At 67.5% G+C, this 15,772-nt stretch carries 12 protein-coding genes and 1 tRNA gene; 5 read left to right on the forward strand and 8 right to left on the reverse strand.

Annotated features, from left to right (window positions below; genetic code table 11):
* Positions 1–104: 104 nt before the first annotated feature.
* The 3 genes from J7528_RS03080 to J7528_RS03090 all read left to right on the forward strand — a co-directional run bounded on the left by J7528_RS03080 (position 105) and on the right by J7528_RS03090 (position 3,925).
* Positions 105–1,340, forward strand: coding sequence for an MFS transporter (locus J7528_RS03080; protein ID WP_291871321.1), 1,236 nt, complete (start codon positions 105–107; stop codon positions 1,338–1,340).
* Positions 1,337–2,965, forward strand: a complete 1,629-nt coding sequence (locus J7528_RS03085; protein ID WP_291871184.1) for a glycoside hydrolase family 43 protein — start codon at positions 1,337–1,339, stop codon at positions 2,963–2,965. The genes J7528_RS03080 and J7528_RS03085 overlap by 4 nt, the downstream gene beginning before the upstream one ends.
* Before the next feature lie 63 nt (positions 2,966–3,028).
* Positions 3,029–3,925: a TauD/TfdA family dioxygenase gene (locus tag J7528_RS03090; protein ID WP_291871186.1), complete on the forward strand. Its 897-nt coding sequence runs from the start codon at positions 3,029–3,031 to the stop codon at positions 3,923–3,925.
* On the opposite strand, the gene J7528_RS03095 is transcribed toward J7528_RS03090, so the two are convergent.
* The 5 genes from J7528_RS03095 to J7528_RS03115 form a co-directional block, all read right to left on the reverse strand.
* Positions 3,922–4,071, reverse strand: a complete 150-nt coding sequence (locus J7528_RS03095; RefSeq protein ID WP_291871188.1) for a hypothetical protein — start codon at positions 4,069–4,071, stop codon at positions 3,922–3,924. The two genes, J7528_RS03090 and J7528_RS03095, sit on opposite strands and share 4 nt — an antisense overlap.
* 318 nt (positions 4,072–4,389) lie before the next feature.
* Positions 4,390–5,682, reverse strand: coding sequence for an MFS transporter (locus J7528_RS03100; protein ID WP_291871189.1), 1,293 nt, complete (start codon positions 5,680–5,682; stop codon positions 4,390–4,392).
* Positions 5,679–7,964, reverse strand: coding sequence for a glycoside hydrolase family 3 N-terminal domain-containing protein (locus J7528_RS03105; RefSeq protein WP_291871191.1), 2,286 nt, complete (start codon positions 7,962–7,964; stop codon positions 5,679–5,681). The genes J7528_RS03100 and J7528_RS03105 overlap by 4 nt, the downstream gene beginning before the upstream one ends.
* 131 nt (positions 7,965–8,095) lie before the next feature.
* Positions 8,096–9,955: a glycoside hydrolase family 2 TIM barrel-domain containing protein gene (locus J7528_RS03110; RefSeq protein ID WP_291871193.1), complete on the reverse strand. Its 1,860-nt coding sequence runs from the start codon at positions 9,953–9,955 to the stop codon at positions 8,096–8,098.
* Between the two features lie 137 nt (positions 9,956–10,092).
* Positions 10,093–12,594 (reverse strand): TonB-dependent receptor, encoded by a 2,502-nt coding sequence (locus J7528_RS03115; RefSeq protein ID WP_291871195.1) that lies wholly within the window; start codon positions 12,592–12,594, stop codon positions 10,093–10,095.
* Positions 12,595–12,962: 368 nt separating this feature from the next.
* On the opposite strand from J7528_RS03115, the gene J7528_RS03120 reads away from it, so the two are divergent.
* Positions 12,963–13,607, forward strand: a complete 645-nt coding sequence (locus J7528_RS03120; protein WP_291871197.1) for a TetR/AcrR family transcriptional regulator — start codon at positions 12,963–12,965, stop codon at positions 13,605–13,607.
* A gap of 96 nt (positions 13,608–13,703) precedes the next feature.
* On the opposite strand, the gene J7528_RS03125 is transcribed toward J7528_RS03120, so the two are convergent.
* Both J7528_RS03125 and msrA read right to left on the reverse strand, forming a co-directional pair.
* The gene (locus J7528_RS03125) at positions 13,704–14,051 is read right to left on the reverse strand and encodes an MmcQ/YjbR family DNA-binding protein (RefSeq protein WP_291871199.1); all 348 of its coding nucleotides are present in this window, start codon (positions 14,049–14,051) and stop codon (positions 13,704–13,706) included.
* Positions 14,051–14,701, reverse strand: a complete 651-nt coding sequence (msrA, locus tag J7528_RS03130; RefSeq protein ID WP_291871201.1) for a peptide-methionine (S)-S-oxide reductase MsrA — start codon at positions 14,699–14,701, stop codon at positions 14,051–14,053. Before msrA ends, J7528_RS03125 begins: the two co-directional genes overlap by 1 nt.
* A gap of 136 nt (positions 14,702–14,837) precedes the next feature.
* Here msrA and J7528_RS03135 point away from each other — a divergent pair.
* Positions 14,838–14,927, forward strand: a tRNA-Ser gene (locus J7528_RS03135).
* A gap of 109 nt (positions 14,928–15,036) precedes the next feature.
* On the opposite strand, the gene J7528_RS03140 is transcribed toward J7528_RS03135, so the two are convergent.
* The gene (locus tag J7528_RS03140; RefSeq protein WP_291871203.1) at positions 15,037–15,765 is read right to left on the reverse strand and encodes a DUF6065 family protein; all 729 of its coding nucleotides are present in this window, start codon (positions 15,763–15,765) and stop codon (positions 15,037–15,039) included.
* Between the last annotated feature and the right edge of the window lie 7 nt (positions 15,766–15,772).

A 15,772-nucleotide genomic window follows, 5' to 3' on the forward strand; every position in this document is an offset into this window, starting at 1 on the left:
GCGATAGCGGTAACATCCAACGGGCCCCGACCAAGGACGCCCGACGGGGGAGCGTCGTCTTGCCGAAACTGAAAGCGCTGCGTTGGTGGATCATCGGCCTGGTCATGCTGGGTGCGATCGTCAACTACCTGACCCGCTCCACCATGGGCGTCGCCGCGCCGACGGTCCTCAAGGACCTCGATATCTCGGTGAAGGAATATTCCTGGATCACCAGCGCCTTCCAGATCGGCATCATGATGCAGCCGGTCTGCGGCTATGTGCTGGACACCCTGGGTCTGCGCACCGGTTTCGCCGTCTTCGCTGCCGCCTGGTCGCTGGTGGCCATGGCCCACGGCCTGGCCAACAACTGGCAGGCCTTCGCTTTCCTGCGCGGCCTGCTGGGCCTGGCCGAGGGCTCGGCCCAGCCGGCGGGCATGAAGACCGTCGCCACCTGGTTCCCGGCCAAGGAGCGCGGCTTCGCCGGCGGGGTGTTCAACATCGGCTCGTCGATCGGCTCGATGCTGGCGCCGCCGCTGGTGGTGTGGGCCGTGCTGACCTGGAACTGGCGGGCCGCCTTCGTGCTGACCGGCGCGATCGGCGTGGTCTGGGTGGTGCTGTGGCTGGCGTTCTACCGTTCGCCCGACCAGCATCCGTCGATGACGCCGGAAGAGCGCGCGCGCATCGCGGCGGGGCAGGAGGCGCACCTGACCGACGCCGGGACCAAGCCCTCGGTGATCTCGATCCTGAAGCAGAAGAAGTTCTGGGGCATCGCCCTGCCGCGTTTCCTGGCGGATCCCACCTGGGGGACGCTGTCGTTCTGGGTGCCACTGTACCTGTCGCAGACGCGCGGCTTTGACCTCAAGCAGATCGCCATGTTCGCCTGGCTGCCGTTCGTGGCGGCGGATCTGGGCTGCATGTTCGGCCCGATCATCGCCCACTTCCTGCAGAAGCGCGGCGTGTCGCTGATCAACGCCCGTCGTTGGGCGGTGACGGTCGGCGCGGCGATGATGACCGGCATGGCGTTCGTCGGCCGGGTCGAGAGCCCTTACGCCGCCATCGCCCTGCTGTGCCTGGGCGGTTTCGCGCACCAGACTTTGTCGGTCACCGTCATCACCATGGCCTCGGACCTGTTCCGCCGCGACGAGGTCGCCACGGTGGCGGGCCTGGCCGGCATGATGGGCAATCTGGGCGTCCTGCTGTTCTCGCTGCTGATCGGCGGGCTGGTCAGCACGATCGGCTACGACCCGTTCTTCGTGGCCCTGGGCGTCCTGGACATCCTGGGCGCCATCATCCTCTGGACCTTCGTCAAGGACCGCCTTGGTCCCAAGGCCGAGCCCGTCAGTCAGCTTCCTGCCGCATGAGTACGCCCGTGATCCGCAACCCCATCCTGCGCGGCTTCAATCCCGATCCTTCGATCGTGCGGGTGGGTGACGACTACTACATCGCCGTCTCGACCTTCGAGTGGTTCCCGGGCGTCCAGATCCATCACTCGCGGGACCTCAAGAACTGGCGCCTGCTGAGCCGGCCGCTGGTGCGCGCCAGCCAGCTGGACATGCGCGGCGATCCCGATGGTTGCGGCGTCTGGGCGCCGTGCCTGAGCCATGCCGACGGCAAGTTCTGGCTGATCTTCACCGACGTGAAGCGCTATGGCCGCACCACGGTGGGCGGGGCTTCCGGCGCGTCCCTGCGCGACTTCCACAACTACCTGATCACCTGCGACACGATCGATGGGGAATGGTCCGAGCCGGTCTATCTGAACAGCTCCGGCTTCGACCCGTCGCTGTTCCATGACGACGATGGCCGCAAGTGGCTCGTCAACCAGCTGTGGGATCACCGCCCGGGCAAGAACCGCTTCGCCGGCATCGTGCTGCAGGAGTTCGACGCCGCCGAGGGCAAGCTGGTCGGCGAGCGCAAGGTGATCTTCGAGGGCACGTCCATCGGCCTGACCGAAGCGCCCCACCTCTACAAGCGCGATGGCTGGTACTACCTGGTCACCGCCGAGGGCGGCACCGGCTGGGGCCACGCCATGACCATGGCCCGTTCGCGCAGCATTGGCGGACCGTACGAGCTGCACCCCGACACCTACGTCCTGACCTCGCGCGACCGCCCGCATGTGGCCTTGCAGCGCGCCGGCCACGCCGACCTGGTGGAGACCGCCGACGGCGAGACCTACGCGGTCTATCTGTGCGGCCGTCCGCTACCCAATCGCGGCCGCTGCACCCTGGGACGCGAGACCGCGATCCAGAAGCTGGTGTGGGGCGCCGACGGCTGGCCGCGCACGCTGGACGGCTCGGGCGACCCGACGCTGGAGACTCCCGGGCCGGACCTGCCTGAGCAGGCCTGGCCCGCCGCTCCGGTGCGGGCGGATTTCGATAGCTCCGAGCTGCCGATCGACTTCCAGTGGCTGCGGACGCCCTGTCCGGACGAGATCTTCAGTCTGACCGCCAAGCCGGGCTCCCTGCGCCTGTACGGCCGCGAGAGCGTCGGCAGCGTCTTCCGCCAGGCGCTGGTCGCCCGTCGCCAGCAGGCCCACTGCTACTCGGCCGCCACGGTGCTGGACTTCGAGCCGGAACACTACCAGCAGGCCGCTGGGCTGATCTGCTACTACAACGGCGCCAAGTTCCACTATCTGCACGTCAGCCATGACGATGAAGCCGGCAAGCACCTGCGGGTCATGACCTGCACGCCCGACAGCCCTTCGGCCGACAGCTTCACCGCCCCGATCGCGCTGGTTGCCGGTCCCGTCGAGTTGCGGGTCGAGGTCGATCTGGAGCGCCTGCGCTTCGGCTACCGGCAAGGCGCGCGGGAGTGGACCTGGCTGCCGGAGGTGTTCGACGCCTCGATCCTGTCGGACGAAGCGACCATCCCCGGCGCTCCGGCCTTCACCGGCGCATTCGTCGGCATGGCTTGCCAGGACGGGGCGGGCACGGCCGCGCCAGCCGACTTCGACTGGTTCGACTACGAGGAACGGGAATACCGGCCGTAGAAATTGTGAATTGAGTGAACGGTGTTCAGTCGTAGGGTTTCAAAAAGCCCTGGGAGGACGCCGATGAACGCCCCGGTTTCGATTTCCGAGAAAGACGCCGTCGACTATGCCGGCCTGACCGTCACGCCCGTCAGCACGGTCCTGGGGGCCGAGATCTCAGGCCTGGACCTGACCCAGCCGCTGACGCCCGAGATCGTCGCGGCCATCCGCGCGGCCCTGCTGCGCCACAAGGTGGTGTTCTTCCGCGACCAGGACATCGCCTACGAGGACCACGTCCGCTTCGGGCGCTATTTCGGCGAGCTGGAGGGGCATCCGGTCACCGCCCACGTGCCGGGCTTTCCGGAGATCCTGCACATCGAGGCCGCCGACGGCATGAAGCTGCGCGAGGAGATCGTCCCGATCGTCCGCGCCGCCAACAAGTGGCACACCGACGTCACCTTCCGCGAGGCGCCCTCGATGGGCGGGGTGCTGCGCATGCGGCACATGCCGCCGCTGGGCGGCGACACCCTGTTCGCCGACACGGCCGCCATCTATGCCGATCTGCCGCAGAAGCTGAAGGACCAGCTGGAGACCCTGACGGCCGAGCACGACATCATCCAGAGCTACGGCTACCGGGTCGACGAGGCCAAGAGGCAGGAGCTGCGGGCGGCCTATCCGCCGATGGTCCATCCGGTGGTGCGCACGCACCCGGAGACCGGCGACAAGCACCTGTTCGTCAACAAGGTCTTCACGACCCGGATCCTGGGCTTGCCCGAGGACGAGGCCAAGGCGCTGCTGGCGGATCTGCTGGATCGGGTGAAGGCGCCGGAATATCAGGTCCGCTTCCGCTGGACGCCGAACGCCATCGTGTTCTGGGACAATCGCGCGACGCAGCACTACGCGATCTTGGACTACTGGCCCCAGGAGCGGATCGTCGAGCGCGTGACGATCAAGGGCGATAAGCCTTTCCTCGCGACCTAGAAAACCAGGCGAAGGCTTTGGATGACCACGGCCCACAGGGCCAGGGTCAGGCCCAGCGGCAGCACCCGGCGCATCAGCGTGGCGCGAACGTCGATGTTCAGCGCGACGGCGGCGGGCAGGGGCTGGGCGTTGGCGATCGTTTTCATGGTCTGGTCGCTTTAAACACAATCGTTTGCATTGGCGCGGAAGCGCGCAGGCATCACAAGTAAACAATTGTGCACGAGGTAATCGTGCAAACCATATTGGGTTAGCTTTGCCTTGGCTCTGGACGACGCCAGCGAAGGCTTGGACATGGCCGGGGAAAATAAACCGGCTGGTCTTGCCCATCGGGCCCGGCCAGCCGGCTTAGCACAAAAAGGTGTCGGACGCGGTGGGGTGCGCCGAGTGATCTGACCATCGTCGAGTCTGCGACTTAAGGCAACGTTCCGTTCTGTCGCACTCCTGCGACAAACGCGCGCAGAGCCCTAGCCCGCCTGGGTTTGCGGCGTCCCGACAACGGGTTTCAGCACCCGGAAGGCGACGAAGACCATGGCGGCGGTGACGGTCAGGCAGGCGGCCAGGAACAGCATCGGCGCCAGGTTGCTGCCCGTCCGGTCGCGGATGATCGGCACCACGTTCTGAGCGACGAAGCCGCCCAGGTTGCCGACCGCGTTGATCGCCGCGATGCCGGCCGCGGCGCGAGCCCCGGTCAGGAAGGTCGGCGGCAGGCTCCAGAAGCCCGGCTGACCGGCGAAGATGGCCGGGGCGGCGATGCACAGCAAAGCGAACTTGGCCCAGGTCCCGGGCACGATCACGCTCAGCACCAGGGCGACGGCGGCCAGCAGGGGCGGGCCGGCGATGTGCCAGACGGTGAAGCCTCGCCGGGCTGCATGGCGGGGGACCAACCACAGGGCCGCGCCGACCAGGATCCAGGGGATGATGTTGATGAGGCCGTTCATGGTGTTGGACACGCCGAACGCCTTGACGATCGTGGGCAGCCAATAGCTCAGGCCATAGGCCCCCAGCGGCATGCCGACATACAGCACCGCCAGCAGCAGCACGCGAGGATCCAGGATGGCTTTCCAGGCGCCGGCGTGGCTGATCTCGGCCCCGCCGTTCTCGGCCTTCAGGGTCTCCGCCAACCAGGCCTTCTGCTCGGGCTCCAGCCAGGGGGCGTGCTCGGGACCGTTGGGCAGCTTCCACAGGACGTAGGGGGTCATCAGCACCGCCGGCGCGCCGGTGGCCAGGAACACCCACTGCCAGCCGGCCAGGCCGCCCAGGCCGTGCAGGTCCAAGAGCGCCCCGCCGACCATGGCCCCGACGGCGTTGGCGAGCGCCGAGGCGACCATGAACAGCCCGACCATTCGCGCACGGTGGGCCTGCGGGAACCACAGGGTCAGCACATACAGCACCCCGGGGAAGAAGCCGGCCTCGGTCACCCCCAGCAGGAAGCGCAGGATGTAGAACATCGTGGCGTTCTGGGTGAAGCCCAGGCCCAGCGTGACCAGGCCCCAGGTGAACATGATCCGCGCGAACCAGACCCGCGCGCCCACCCGGGCCAGGATCAGGTTGGACGGCGCCTCGAACAGGAAGTAGCCGATGAAGAACAGGCTGGCGCCCAGGCCGTAGGCGGCCTCGGACAGGCCCAGGGCCTGAACCATCTCCAGCTTGGCGTACGAGACGTTCTGCCGATCGATATAGGCGATCAGGTACATCACGCAGAACAGCGGCATCAGCCGCGCCGTGACCCGGCGGACGGTGGGGACTTCGAGACTCATGCGATGGTCACCGGGGTCAGGAGGGCGGCGGCGGGCGTGTCGCTCCAGCCGTCGGAGGTGATGGCGAAGGCGGCCTTGGCGCGGATGTCGTCTGAAGAGGCGCCGACCATCAGCTCGATCTTGCCCTTCTGGATCCGCCACTTGCCGGCCTCCCAGAAGGCGCACTGGCGGGCCGACAGCTTGAAGGTCACGCGCCTGGTCTCGCCCGGCTTCAGCGCCAGGCGCTGGAAGCCGCGCAGTTCCTTGACCGGACGAGCGACGAGGGCGACCGGGTCGCGCATGTAGAGCTGCACCACCTCGTCGGCGGAGACCTTGCCGGTGTTGGTGACCGCCACGGTGACGGCGACCACGCCATCCGGGCCGATCTGGCTCTTGTCCAGCGTCAGGTCCGAATAGCCGAAGGTCGAATACGCGAGGCCGTGGCCGAACGGATAGACCGGGCCGACATCGACGTCGTGATAGCGGGCGGTGTCCTTGGCCAGGTCCGGATCGGCGGGGCGGCCGGTGGGATAGTGGGCGTAGGTCTCGGGCAGGGCCCCGGCGGTGCGCGGCAGGCCCATCGGCAGGCGGCCGCCGGGCGAGGCGTCACCCAGCAGGATATCGGCCAGGGCCGGGCCGCTCTCGACGCCCAGCAGCCAGGTCATCAGCGAGGCCGGAGCCTTAGCCAGCAGGTCGGGAATGGCCAGTGGACGGCCGCCCATCACGATCAGCACCACGGGCTTGCCGGTCGCCAGCACCGCGTCGGCCAGGGCCTTTTGGCCGCCGGGCAGGGAGAGGTCGGAACGACTGCGGGACTCGGCGCTGTGGTCGAAGTCCTCGCCGACCACCAGCAGGGTGACGTCGGCGGCTTGCGCTGCCGCGACGGCCGCCGACACGCCGGCGAGGTCGTGGCTGCGCGGGGCCGCACCAGCGGTGAAGGTCACGCCCGGTAGGCGGGCCTTCAGCGCCGCGACCAGGGTGACGGCGTCGGTCTCCTCACCGCGCGCCTTCCACGAGCCGATGGCGCTGCGGGCGTCGTCGGCCAGGGCCCCGACCACGGCGACCTTGGCGGTCTTGGCCAGGGGCAGCAGGGCGCCGTCGTTCTTCAGCAGCACCACCGACTTGCGGGCCGCGTCGCGGGCGATGGCGCGGTGCGGGGCGCTGACCATCACGGTCTTCTCGCGCGCGACGTCGCCGAAGCGGTAGGGATCGTCGAACAGACCCAGGCGCGCCTTGGTCAGCAGGATGTGGCCCACGGCCTGGTCGACCAGCGGCAGCAGGGACGGATCCTCGGCCACGGCGGTCTTCAGGTGCGTGGCGTAGACGCCGCCGGCCATGTCCATGTCGACGCCGGCCTTCAGGGCTAGGGCGGCGGCCTGGGCGGGCGTCTCGGCGATGCCGTGCGAGACGAGCTCGGCGATGGCGTTCCAGTCGCTGACCACGATGCCGTCAAAGCCCCACTTCTCGCGCAGGTGACCGCGCACCAGGGCGGCGTTGGCGGTGGTGGGCACGCCGCCGATGTCGTTGAAGGCGGTCATGAAGCTGCCCGCGCCGGCGGTCTTGCCGGCCTCGAACGCCGGCAGGATCACCTCGTTCAGCGTCCGCTCCGAGAGGTCCGCGCTATCGTAGTCGCGGCCGCCGGCCACCGCGCCATAGGCCCCGAAGTGCTTGACGCAGGCCAGCACCGTGTCCTTGCCGGCCAGGTCCTTGGTCTGGAAGCCCTCGGTCTGGGCCACGCTCATGACGGAGCCGAGATAGGCGTCCTCGCCCGCGCCCTCGACCACCCGGCCCCAGCGCGGGTCGCGGGCGACGTCGACCATCGGGGCGAAGGTCCAGTGCAGGCCCGCCACGCTGGTCTCGATCGCCGCCATGCGGGCGCAGGCGCGATAGCTGTCGGGATCGAAGGTCGCGGCCATGGCCAGCGGCACGGGGTAGAGCGTGCGGTAGCCATGGACGACGTCGATGGCGAACAGCAGCGGGATCTTCAGCCGCGACTCCTCGACGGCCACCTTCTGCAGGTCGGTCAGGAACTGAGCGCCGGCCACGTGCAGGTACGAACCGACGCCGCCCTTGCGGACCAGGTCCAGGGCGGCCGCGTCGATCTTGGAGTTCAGAGCCTTCTGCCGGCCGCCGGCCGGCTGGTGCATCTGGCCGATCTTCTCGTCCAGGGTCATGCGGGCCAGCAGGTCCTTGACCCGCTGGGCATGGGCTTTGGTGAGGGGAGCCGCAGCGCCGGGGCGAGGCGCCAGCAAGGTCGTCGCCAGGGCCAGGCCGCCCGCCATCAGATCGCGCCGCGTCGTCATGCCATCCCCGTATGCTGGTCGCTTCACGCGCACCTTGTCAGTCGGGATAAAGGGCGCGGGATGGGAGCGCTACCCGAAAGCATGCCCGCCCCCTTGCGACTTTGGTCGTAGAGGGCGGGGCAAGGGAGGCGTTACTTCCCGGCTTCCTTGTCCTTGTAGAACTGCTGCAGCACCCAGAAGGCCGGCTTGCGGCGGCCGGTCGGCGAGACCAGGCCCTTGCGGTTCCAGCCCTGCTGATAGATCGGGTTCTGGCGGCGCGGGCTGCGGAAGTCCTTGAGGATCCAGGGCGACATGCCGCGCAGGCTCGGGATCTTGGCCGCCATGGCCAGGGTCTTCTCGTAGTACTTCTTCTGGAAGTCCTCGGAGAACTTGCGCATCAGGACGGGGTCGCTGAAGCCGGCCAGGGCGTCGGCCCCAAATTCGGAGAACACCATCGGCTTGTCGGTGGGTTTCCAGGCGATGTTGGGCACATCGTCCAGGGCGTCATTGCCGTACCAGCCGTTGTAGGTGTTGATCGCCAGCACATCCAGCTTGTCGGCCAGCGGATCGTTCAGGCTGGTCAGCGGGTGGCCGTCGACGGTCTTGCGTTCGGTCAGCAGGGCGGCGGTGACCAGGCGGCTGTCGTCCAGGGCGCGGACGTCGTCGACCAGCTGGTACAGGAAGCTGTTGCGCGGGCCCTCGACCGGGGTCTCGTTGGCCACGCTCCACATGACGATCGAGGCGCGGTTGCGATCGCGGCGGATGTTGTCGGCCAGCATGTCGCGCGCCAGTTTCAGGGTGCGCGGGTTGCCGAAGTCGACCAGCCAGTAGACGGGGATCTCGCTCCAGACCAGCAGGCCCATCTCGTCGGCCAGGCGGGTGGTGACCTCGCTGTGCGGATAGTGGGCCAGGCGCACGAAGTTGCCGTGCAAGCCGTCCTTGACCTCGCTGAGCAGGGCGCGGGCTCCGGCCTCGGTGATGGTGCGAGCCGGGTTGTCGCCGAACTCCTCCTCGTGCACCGAGATGCCGCGCAGGAAGATCGGTTTTCCGTTCAGCAGGATGTCGCGGCCCCGGGTCTCGATGGTGCGGAAGCCGACGCGGTCGGTCAGCTTGTCGTCGCCGGTCTGGACGACGACGTCATACAGCTTGGGCTTCTCGGGCGACCAGCGGACCAGGCTCTTGGGCGCGGCGGCCGAGACGGTCAGCGCGCCGTTGGCGTCGGTCTTGCCGGCGACGTCGAGGCCCAGCTCGGCGATGCGGACATGGACCTCCTGGTTGGCGGCCTGAGCGCCGTCCAGCTTCACGGTGGCGGCGATCTTGCCGTCCTTGCCAAGGCGCACCCAGGCCTCGTCGATGAACGTGCCGGGCGTGATCACCAGGCGCATCGGGCGGGTGATGCCGCCATAGTTCTCCCAGTCGGTGACGGGCGGCGGCACGCCGTCGGCCTGGGGCGTGGAATCCACACCCACCGTCAGCTGGTTGTTGCTGGCCCGGATGGCATCCGTGACCTCGATCGAGAACGGCGTGAAGCCGCCTTCGTGCTCGCCGACCGCCTTGCCGTTCAGGAACACCTTGGCGGTGTAGTTGACCGCCTCGAAGCGCAGGAAGGCGCGCTGGCCGGGCTTCAGCGCCGGCGTGTCGAAACGGCGCGTGTACCACATCAGGCCCTGGTAGTAGCGCAGGCTTGGATCATGCCCGACCCAGCCCTGCGGCAGGGTCGCCGTCGCCGCCCGGTCCATGTCGTACTCGTAGAGCGCGGTGGGCTTGGCCCTGGTCAGGGCGTCGACATCGACATCGTCATAACGCCGATGGCCCGCCCCCGGCGCGCCGCGGTGGAAGCCGGCCAAGCCGTCGCGATAGGGATCGACCGAGTAATGCCAGGTCCCCGACAGGTCCTGGCCGTCGCGGTTATCGGCCCGGGTCAGGGTGGGCGAGGAGGCCAGCGCGCCCAATGGCGCCAGCAGCACGAACGCGCATGCCGCGCCCGCCAAGACCTTCAAAACCGCACCCATGGCGTCCTCCACTTTTGTTGGCGCTGTTGAAGCACGGCTAGTGGTCAGGACGCAATCCAAATTGGTCAGGCCACTTGGCGCAAAAGAAAGGGCGGCCCGAGATCGAGCCGCCCCAACTCTATTCTGTCGCGAGAGCCTTAGAAGCTCTTGCGGACCGTCACACCGTAGGTGCGCGGGGCGTTCGGATAGCCGCTGTAGCTGCCGTCCTGGGCCACGGTCGGGAACGCCGAGATCAGGCTCTCGTCGTTCGTCAGGTTACGCGCCCACAGGCCGATTTCCAGCTGGTGGGCGGTGTTGATGACGCCCAGGCTGGCATTGACGATGTTGGTGTCATAGCTGGCCAGTTGCGGCGACACCGTCTCGGTCAGCTGGACCTTGCTGCTGTAGTCGTATTCCACGCGGGCATAGCCCGACCAGTTCTCGGCGATGTCGTGATTGATCGTCGCCGAGGTCGAGAAGTTCCACTTCGGGATGCCCGCCGGGGTGTCGCCCGTCAGGTCGCGGAAGTTCGGACGACGGCCGGTGGTCGGGTCGACCGGGCAGCGGACGGTGTCGAAGGTCACGCAGGCCGCGCCGGTGAAGCTGTCGTACTTCGGATCCAGATAGGTCACCGAAGCGGCCAGGTTCAGCCACTGCACCGGACGCCAGGCGCTGTCGAGTTCGAAGCCCTTCACCGACTCCTCGCCCGCATTGACCAGGCTGTAGCCCAGGCCCGTGAAGGCGTTGGACTGGAAGCCTTTGATCGACTGCTTGAACACCGCGACGTTGGCGTAGCCGCCCGGGAAGCTGGCCTTGGCGCCCAGTTCGATGACGTCGACGTTTTCCGGCTGAGCGCTGCGGCCCACGCCGTTGGCGTTCGGCGGACGGCTGTCCGACGACAGGTTGTAGGCGCCGGCCTTCCAGCCCGTGGAGTAGCTGACATAGGCGTTGATCGCGCCGAAGTCATAGGCCGCACGCACGGCATAGGTGACCTTGTCGCCCTTCAGCTGGCCCGACTCCGAGGCGTTCGGATAGTTGACCGGACCGTGGGTCGGGTCGTTTCCATAGAAGAACTGCAGGGCGCCCAGGGCGCTATACAGGCTGCCCGGCAGGCCCAGGGCCGTGAACTGCGGCACGGCGCCCAGGTTCAGGGCCGAGAACGGGTCGTTCATGACCACGTTCGAGCGGGCCTTCTTCTCGTCGTTCATGTAGGCGAGGCCGCCCGTCAGGGTCAGCTTGTCGGTGACGGCGTAGTCGACCTGGCCGAACAGCGAGTACGACTCCTGCTTCATCTTGTAGTAGTCGTTCAGGCCTTGGCCGGCCTGGAAGTAGGTCGAGCCCGGACGGATGCTGGGCGTCACCAGGCTCTGCAGGAACTCCAGCGCGTAGATGTTCGAGCGGCCGGTCAGGGCCGGGCGCAATGCGGCGGGCAGAGCGCCCAGCAGCGCGGCCGGGACCGGGCCGCCCAGCGCGTCGGCGAAGCCGCGCACGTCGCTGCCGTAGGTGATGGTGCGGCCGGTATCCAGCTTTTCGTTCTGGTAGAAGCCGCCGATCAGCCAGCTCAGCGGGCCGTCACCGCTGGAGGCCAGGCGCACTTCCTGGGTGAAGGTCTTGATGGCGTTCGCGGTGCGGTTGTTGGAGATGTCCGCGCCGGTGAAGTCGATGTCCTGGAACGACGAGCTGGTCTGCTTGCGATAGGCGGTGATCGCCGTCAGCTTGGCGAAGCCGAAGTCGTGGTCCAGCTGACCCGAGATCCCCTTGCCCGACAGCTTGTTTTCCGGGTCGGTGTTGAAGATCACGTCGCGGTCGAAGATCTTGGTCGTGTCGCTGATCGGCTTCTTCAGCACGGCCGCGATCGCCAGGGTGGCGGGGCCGTTATAGATCGAGGTGACGCCGCAGCAGGTCTCGTTGATCTTGTTGTAGTCGGCGATGACGCGGAACGAGGTCTTGTCGGTCGGCTCCCACAGCACGTCGGCGCGCGCCGACCAGCGGTCGCGGTCGTTAACGTCGTTGCCGGTGGTCGTGTTGGTGAAGAAGCCGTCGCGCTTGTTCACGCTGCCCGACAGGCGCACGGCCAGGGTGTCGCTGAGCGGACCCGTGATGGTGCCCTTGATCTGGCGGGTGTTGTAGTTGCCGTAGGTGCCCTCGATCTTGCCGCCGAACTCGTACTGCGGCTTCTTGGTCACGATGCTGATGGCGCCGGCCGACACGTTCTTGCCGAACAGGGTCGACTGCGGGCCGCGCAGGACTTCGATGCGCTCGACTTCCGGAAGGTCGTCCAGGGCGGCGGCCGAGCGGCTGCGATAGACGCCGTCGATGAAGACGCCGACCGAGCTTTCGATGCCGTCGTTGCCGTTGCCGTTGCCGAAGCCGCGGATGACGAAGTTCGTCTGGCCGGTGGCGTTGAACTGCGAGACCTTCAGCGACGGGACGACCGACTGCAGGTCGATCAGGTCGCGGACCTGGGCGCGTTCGATCGTCTGCTGACCGGTGACGGCGACCGAGATCGGCACGTCCTGCAGGGTCTGTTCGCGCTTGGTGGCGGTGACGACGATTTCCGAGATCGAGTTGTTATCGGCCGCCGAGGTTTGTTGGGCATAGGCCGGAGCGGCGATGGCGAGCGCCAGGGCTGAGACCCCCAGCAGGTGGACGTTTCTCATAAGTAACTCCCTGTTTTTCTTTATTATCGGCCGCGTTTCTTCCCATCCCGCCTCGAGCAATCGCGGGTTTCTTTTGGGGAAGGACGACCATTGTGACGTAGGGGAAGGGCGATCCTGGCCGACCGACCGGTCCGCGAAACGCGGTCGGTTGACCTTGGCCTTGGATGAAGACGCTTTGCGTCATGTTTCCGCCCCAGCCCGCGCGACCTTGCATGCCGCACGTAACTGACGCTGATTTTAATATGAACTCGATATTCTAACGCAAGTTAGAATTTACGTGTTTGATCACGGCGTCGTTCGTGACAAGTGTGAAATATCGACGTTCCCCGACGGAAGAATCGGGCGAGTCGGCGGAGGGGAGAGCGCGGTTGTCGAAGGGCGGGTATCCCCCGGTTCTGTTTTCAGGGACCCTGGCTGAGGAAGCCCGGCCGATGGCGCAGAGCCTGAAGTCGGTGAAGAAGCGCGAGGCGATCCTGCGCGCCGCCATCGAGACCATCAACGCCAAGGGTTTCGCCGCCGCGACCATGACCGAGATCGGCGCGGCCATCGATCTGCGCGACGCGGCGCTCTACTACTACTTCCCCAACAAGCAGGCCCTGGCCTTCGCCGGGCACCAGCAATCCCTGGAGCGCTTCGAGGCGATTCTAGGCGTGGTCGAGGCCGAGGGCGGCACGGGCTTGTGCAAGCTGCGGCGCTTCCTGCGGGCGCTGCTGGACGACGCGGTGACCAACGGACCGCAGCTTTATTTCGGCGACAGCTCGTACCTGGCCGACGACCAGCGCAAAGCCATCGAGGCCTGGACGGCGCGCCTGGCCAAGCGGCTGGAACGGTTCCTGGAGGAGGGCATGGCCGACGGCACCATCGTGGCCTGTGAGCCGCCTCTGGTCGTGCAGCTCCTGGTCGGCATGCTGATCTGGCTGACCAAGTGGACGCCGGGCACGCCCGGCCTGACCAACGAGCGCCTGCTGGAGGCGATCGAGACGACGGCGTTGCAGGGGTTGGCGACAACTTAAGTTGTCATCCCGGGCGAAGACCCGGGACCGCGACAGGCTCGGAGCTTCCGGCGGTCCCGGCTCGGCGCGCTTCGGGCTTGGCCGGGATGACAGTTTTTATAGCCCCAGCTCCGCCCGCACCTTCTTGGTCAGCTTGGCGGCGATTAGGCCGTGGGCGCTTTTCAGCCAGTCGGCGACCTCGCTCTCGTCCAGTTCCGACAGGTCGTCGAACCGCACCCACTTCGCACGGGCCAGATACGGCGCGGGGATGGCGCGGCCGGTCTCGGTCAGCACCTCGAACGCCACGTCCGAAGCCTTGAACGAGATCCCGCCCTTGGGCACGGCGTTGCCCCGGACGGCGAACATCTTGCCGCCGACCTTGAACACGTGGTCGTCGCCCCACTGGATGGACAGCGTCGCGCCCGGCAGGGCCAGGCACGCCTTGTCGAAGGCTTCCGGGGTCATCAGGCGCCTACACCCAGGCCGATCGGGCAGACGACGCCGGTGCCGCCGATGCCGCAATAGCCTTCGGGGTTCTTGGCCAGGTACTGCTGGTGATAGTCCTCGGCGAAGTAGAACGGCCCGGCGGCGGCGATCTCGGTGGTGATCTCGCCCAGGCCCTGGGCCGACAGCGCCTGCTGGTAGGCTTCCTTCGACTCGACGGCCGCGGCGGCCTGGGCGTCGTTCGTCACATACAGGCCCGAGCGATACTGGGTGCCGATGTCGCCGCCCTGGCGCATGCCCTGGGTCGGGTCGTGGTTCTCCCAGAAAGTCTTCAGTAGCGCCTCGTAGGTGACGACCTTCGGATCGAACACCACCAGCACCACCTCGGTATGGCCCGTGCGGCCGGTGCAGACCTCTTCATAGGTCGGGTTGGGCGTGATGCCGGCCGCGTAGCCGGCGGCGGTGACGTAGACGCCCGGGATCTGCCAGAACACCCGCTCGACGCCCCAGAAGCAGCCCATGGCCAGGATCGTCGTCTCCAGGCCGTCCGGATAAGGGCCCTTCAGCGCGTGACCATTGATGAAATGCGTCTCCGCCGTCGGGACCGGCTGGGCCCGACCGGGCAGGGCCGTATCGGCGGTGGGCATTTCGAGAGTCTTCTGCGGCAGCATGTCGGGCCTTCCGAGCCGGGAATTTCACGCGGGCGGTTATAAGCCGCAGGAACGGCGCTTGCTACGAGTCGCTGCCTGAGTATATTGCGCGCCTTCCCGCGCCGGGGGTTTCAACCACCCCCGACCCGAGTGCGCTGGTGAGGTGGCCGAGTGGTTGAAGGCGCACGCCTGGAACGCGTGTATAGGGGAAACTCTATCGAGGGTTCGAATCCCTCTCTCACCGCCACGCCGTCCCCCCAACAGGCTCCGCGATCGACCGCCTCGCCAAGGCGCGGAAATGGCGGACCAATTCCCTGCAAAACCGGGTGCTGGGACCGCGATGGCCTACACGGCTATCACTCTCCAAACGGACACAGCCGTACGCGGGTGCGGTGGTCGGCGGGGGCGGGCTGGCCGTCGGGGAGGCGGCCGTGGAAGTAGCTGCGCTGCCAACCCTGGGCGACGGCGGCTTCCTGCTGGGCGTGCAGGTCGGTGTTGAACTGGCGGCGGCTCTCGGTCCAGCTCCGGTAGAGCGCCGCGAGCGTCGGATCGCTGTCGAGGTCGCGGAACTCCGGCGTCGTCGCCTCGGCCGTGGCGCGCGCGACGGGGAAAATGTGACAGATCGGCTCGCCCTTGCGGAAGCTGACCACGTGCGCGGGCCGGGTGAAGCGCCAGTTCATGGTGAAGGTGTAGGGGCTCCAGTCGGTCTCGACGATCGCGCTCAGCGGCGCGATGCCGTCGCGCGGCGCGTTGACGGGGCCGCCGACGTGCAGGTCGTAGCCGGGCTCGGTGCGGAAGAGGGCCGGAATCGGGAAGGTCAGGACGCCGTGGCCGAAGTGGCCGGTCGGCAGCAGGTGGGCCGGATCGCCCGAGAGCACCACCACGCCCTCCGGCCCGGGCGCGCCGGTCCAGTAGGCCGACACGTCGACCGGGCACATGATCTCCCAGCCCTGGGCGTTGGCGATGTTCAGCGGCAGGCAGCGATAGGCGAACTTCCGCGGCGTCGCGTCCATCCAGTCCCGCGCCACGCCGGCTGGCCGGATCTCCGGCGGCCGGTCGGTCACGGGGTAGCAGATGAGCTTCATGCGAACC

Origin of the sequence: Caulobacter sp., assembly GCF_017744445.1 — a bacterium.
GTDB lineage: Bacteria > Pseudomonadota > Alphaproteobacteria > Caulobacterales > Caulobacteraceae > Caulobacter.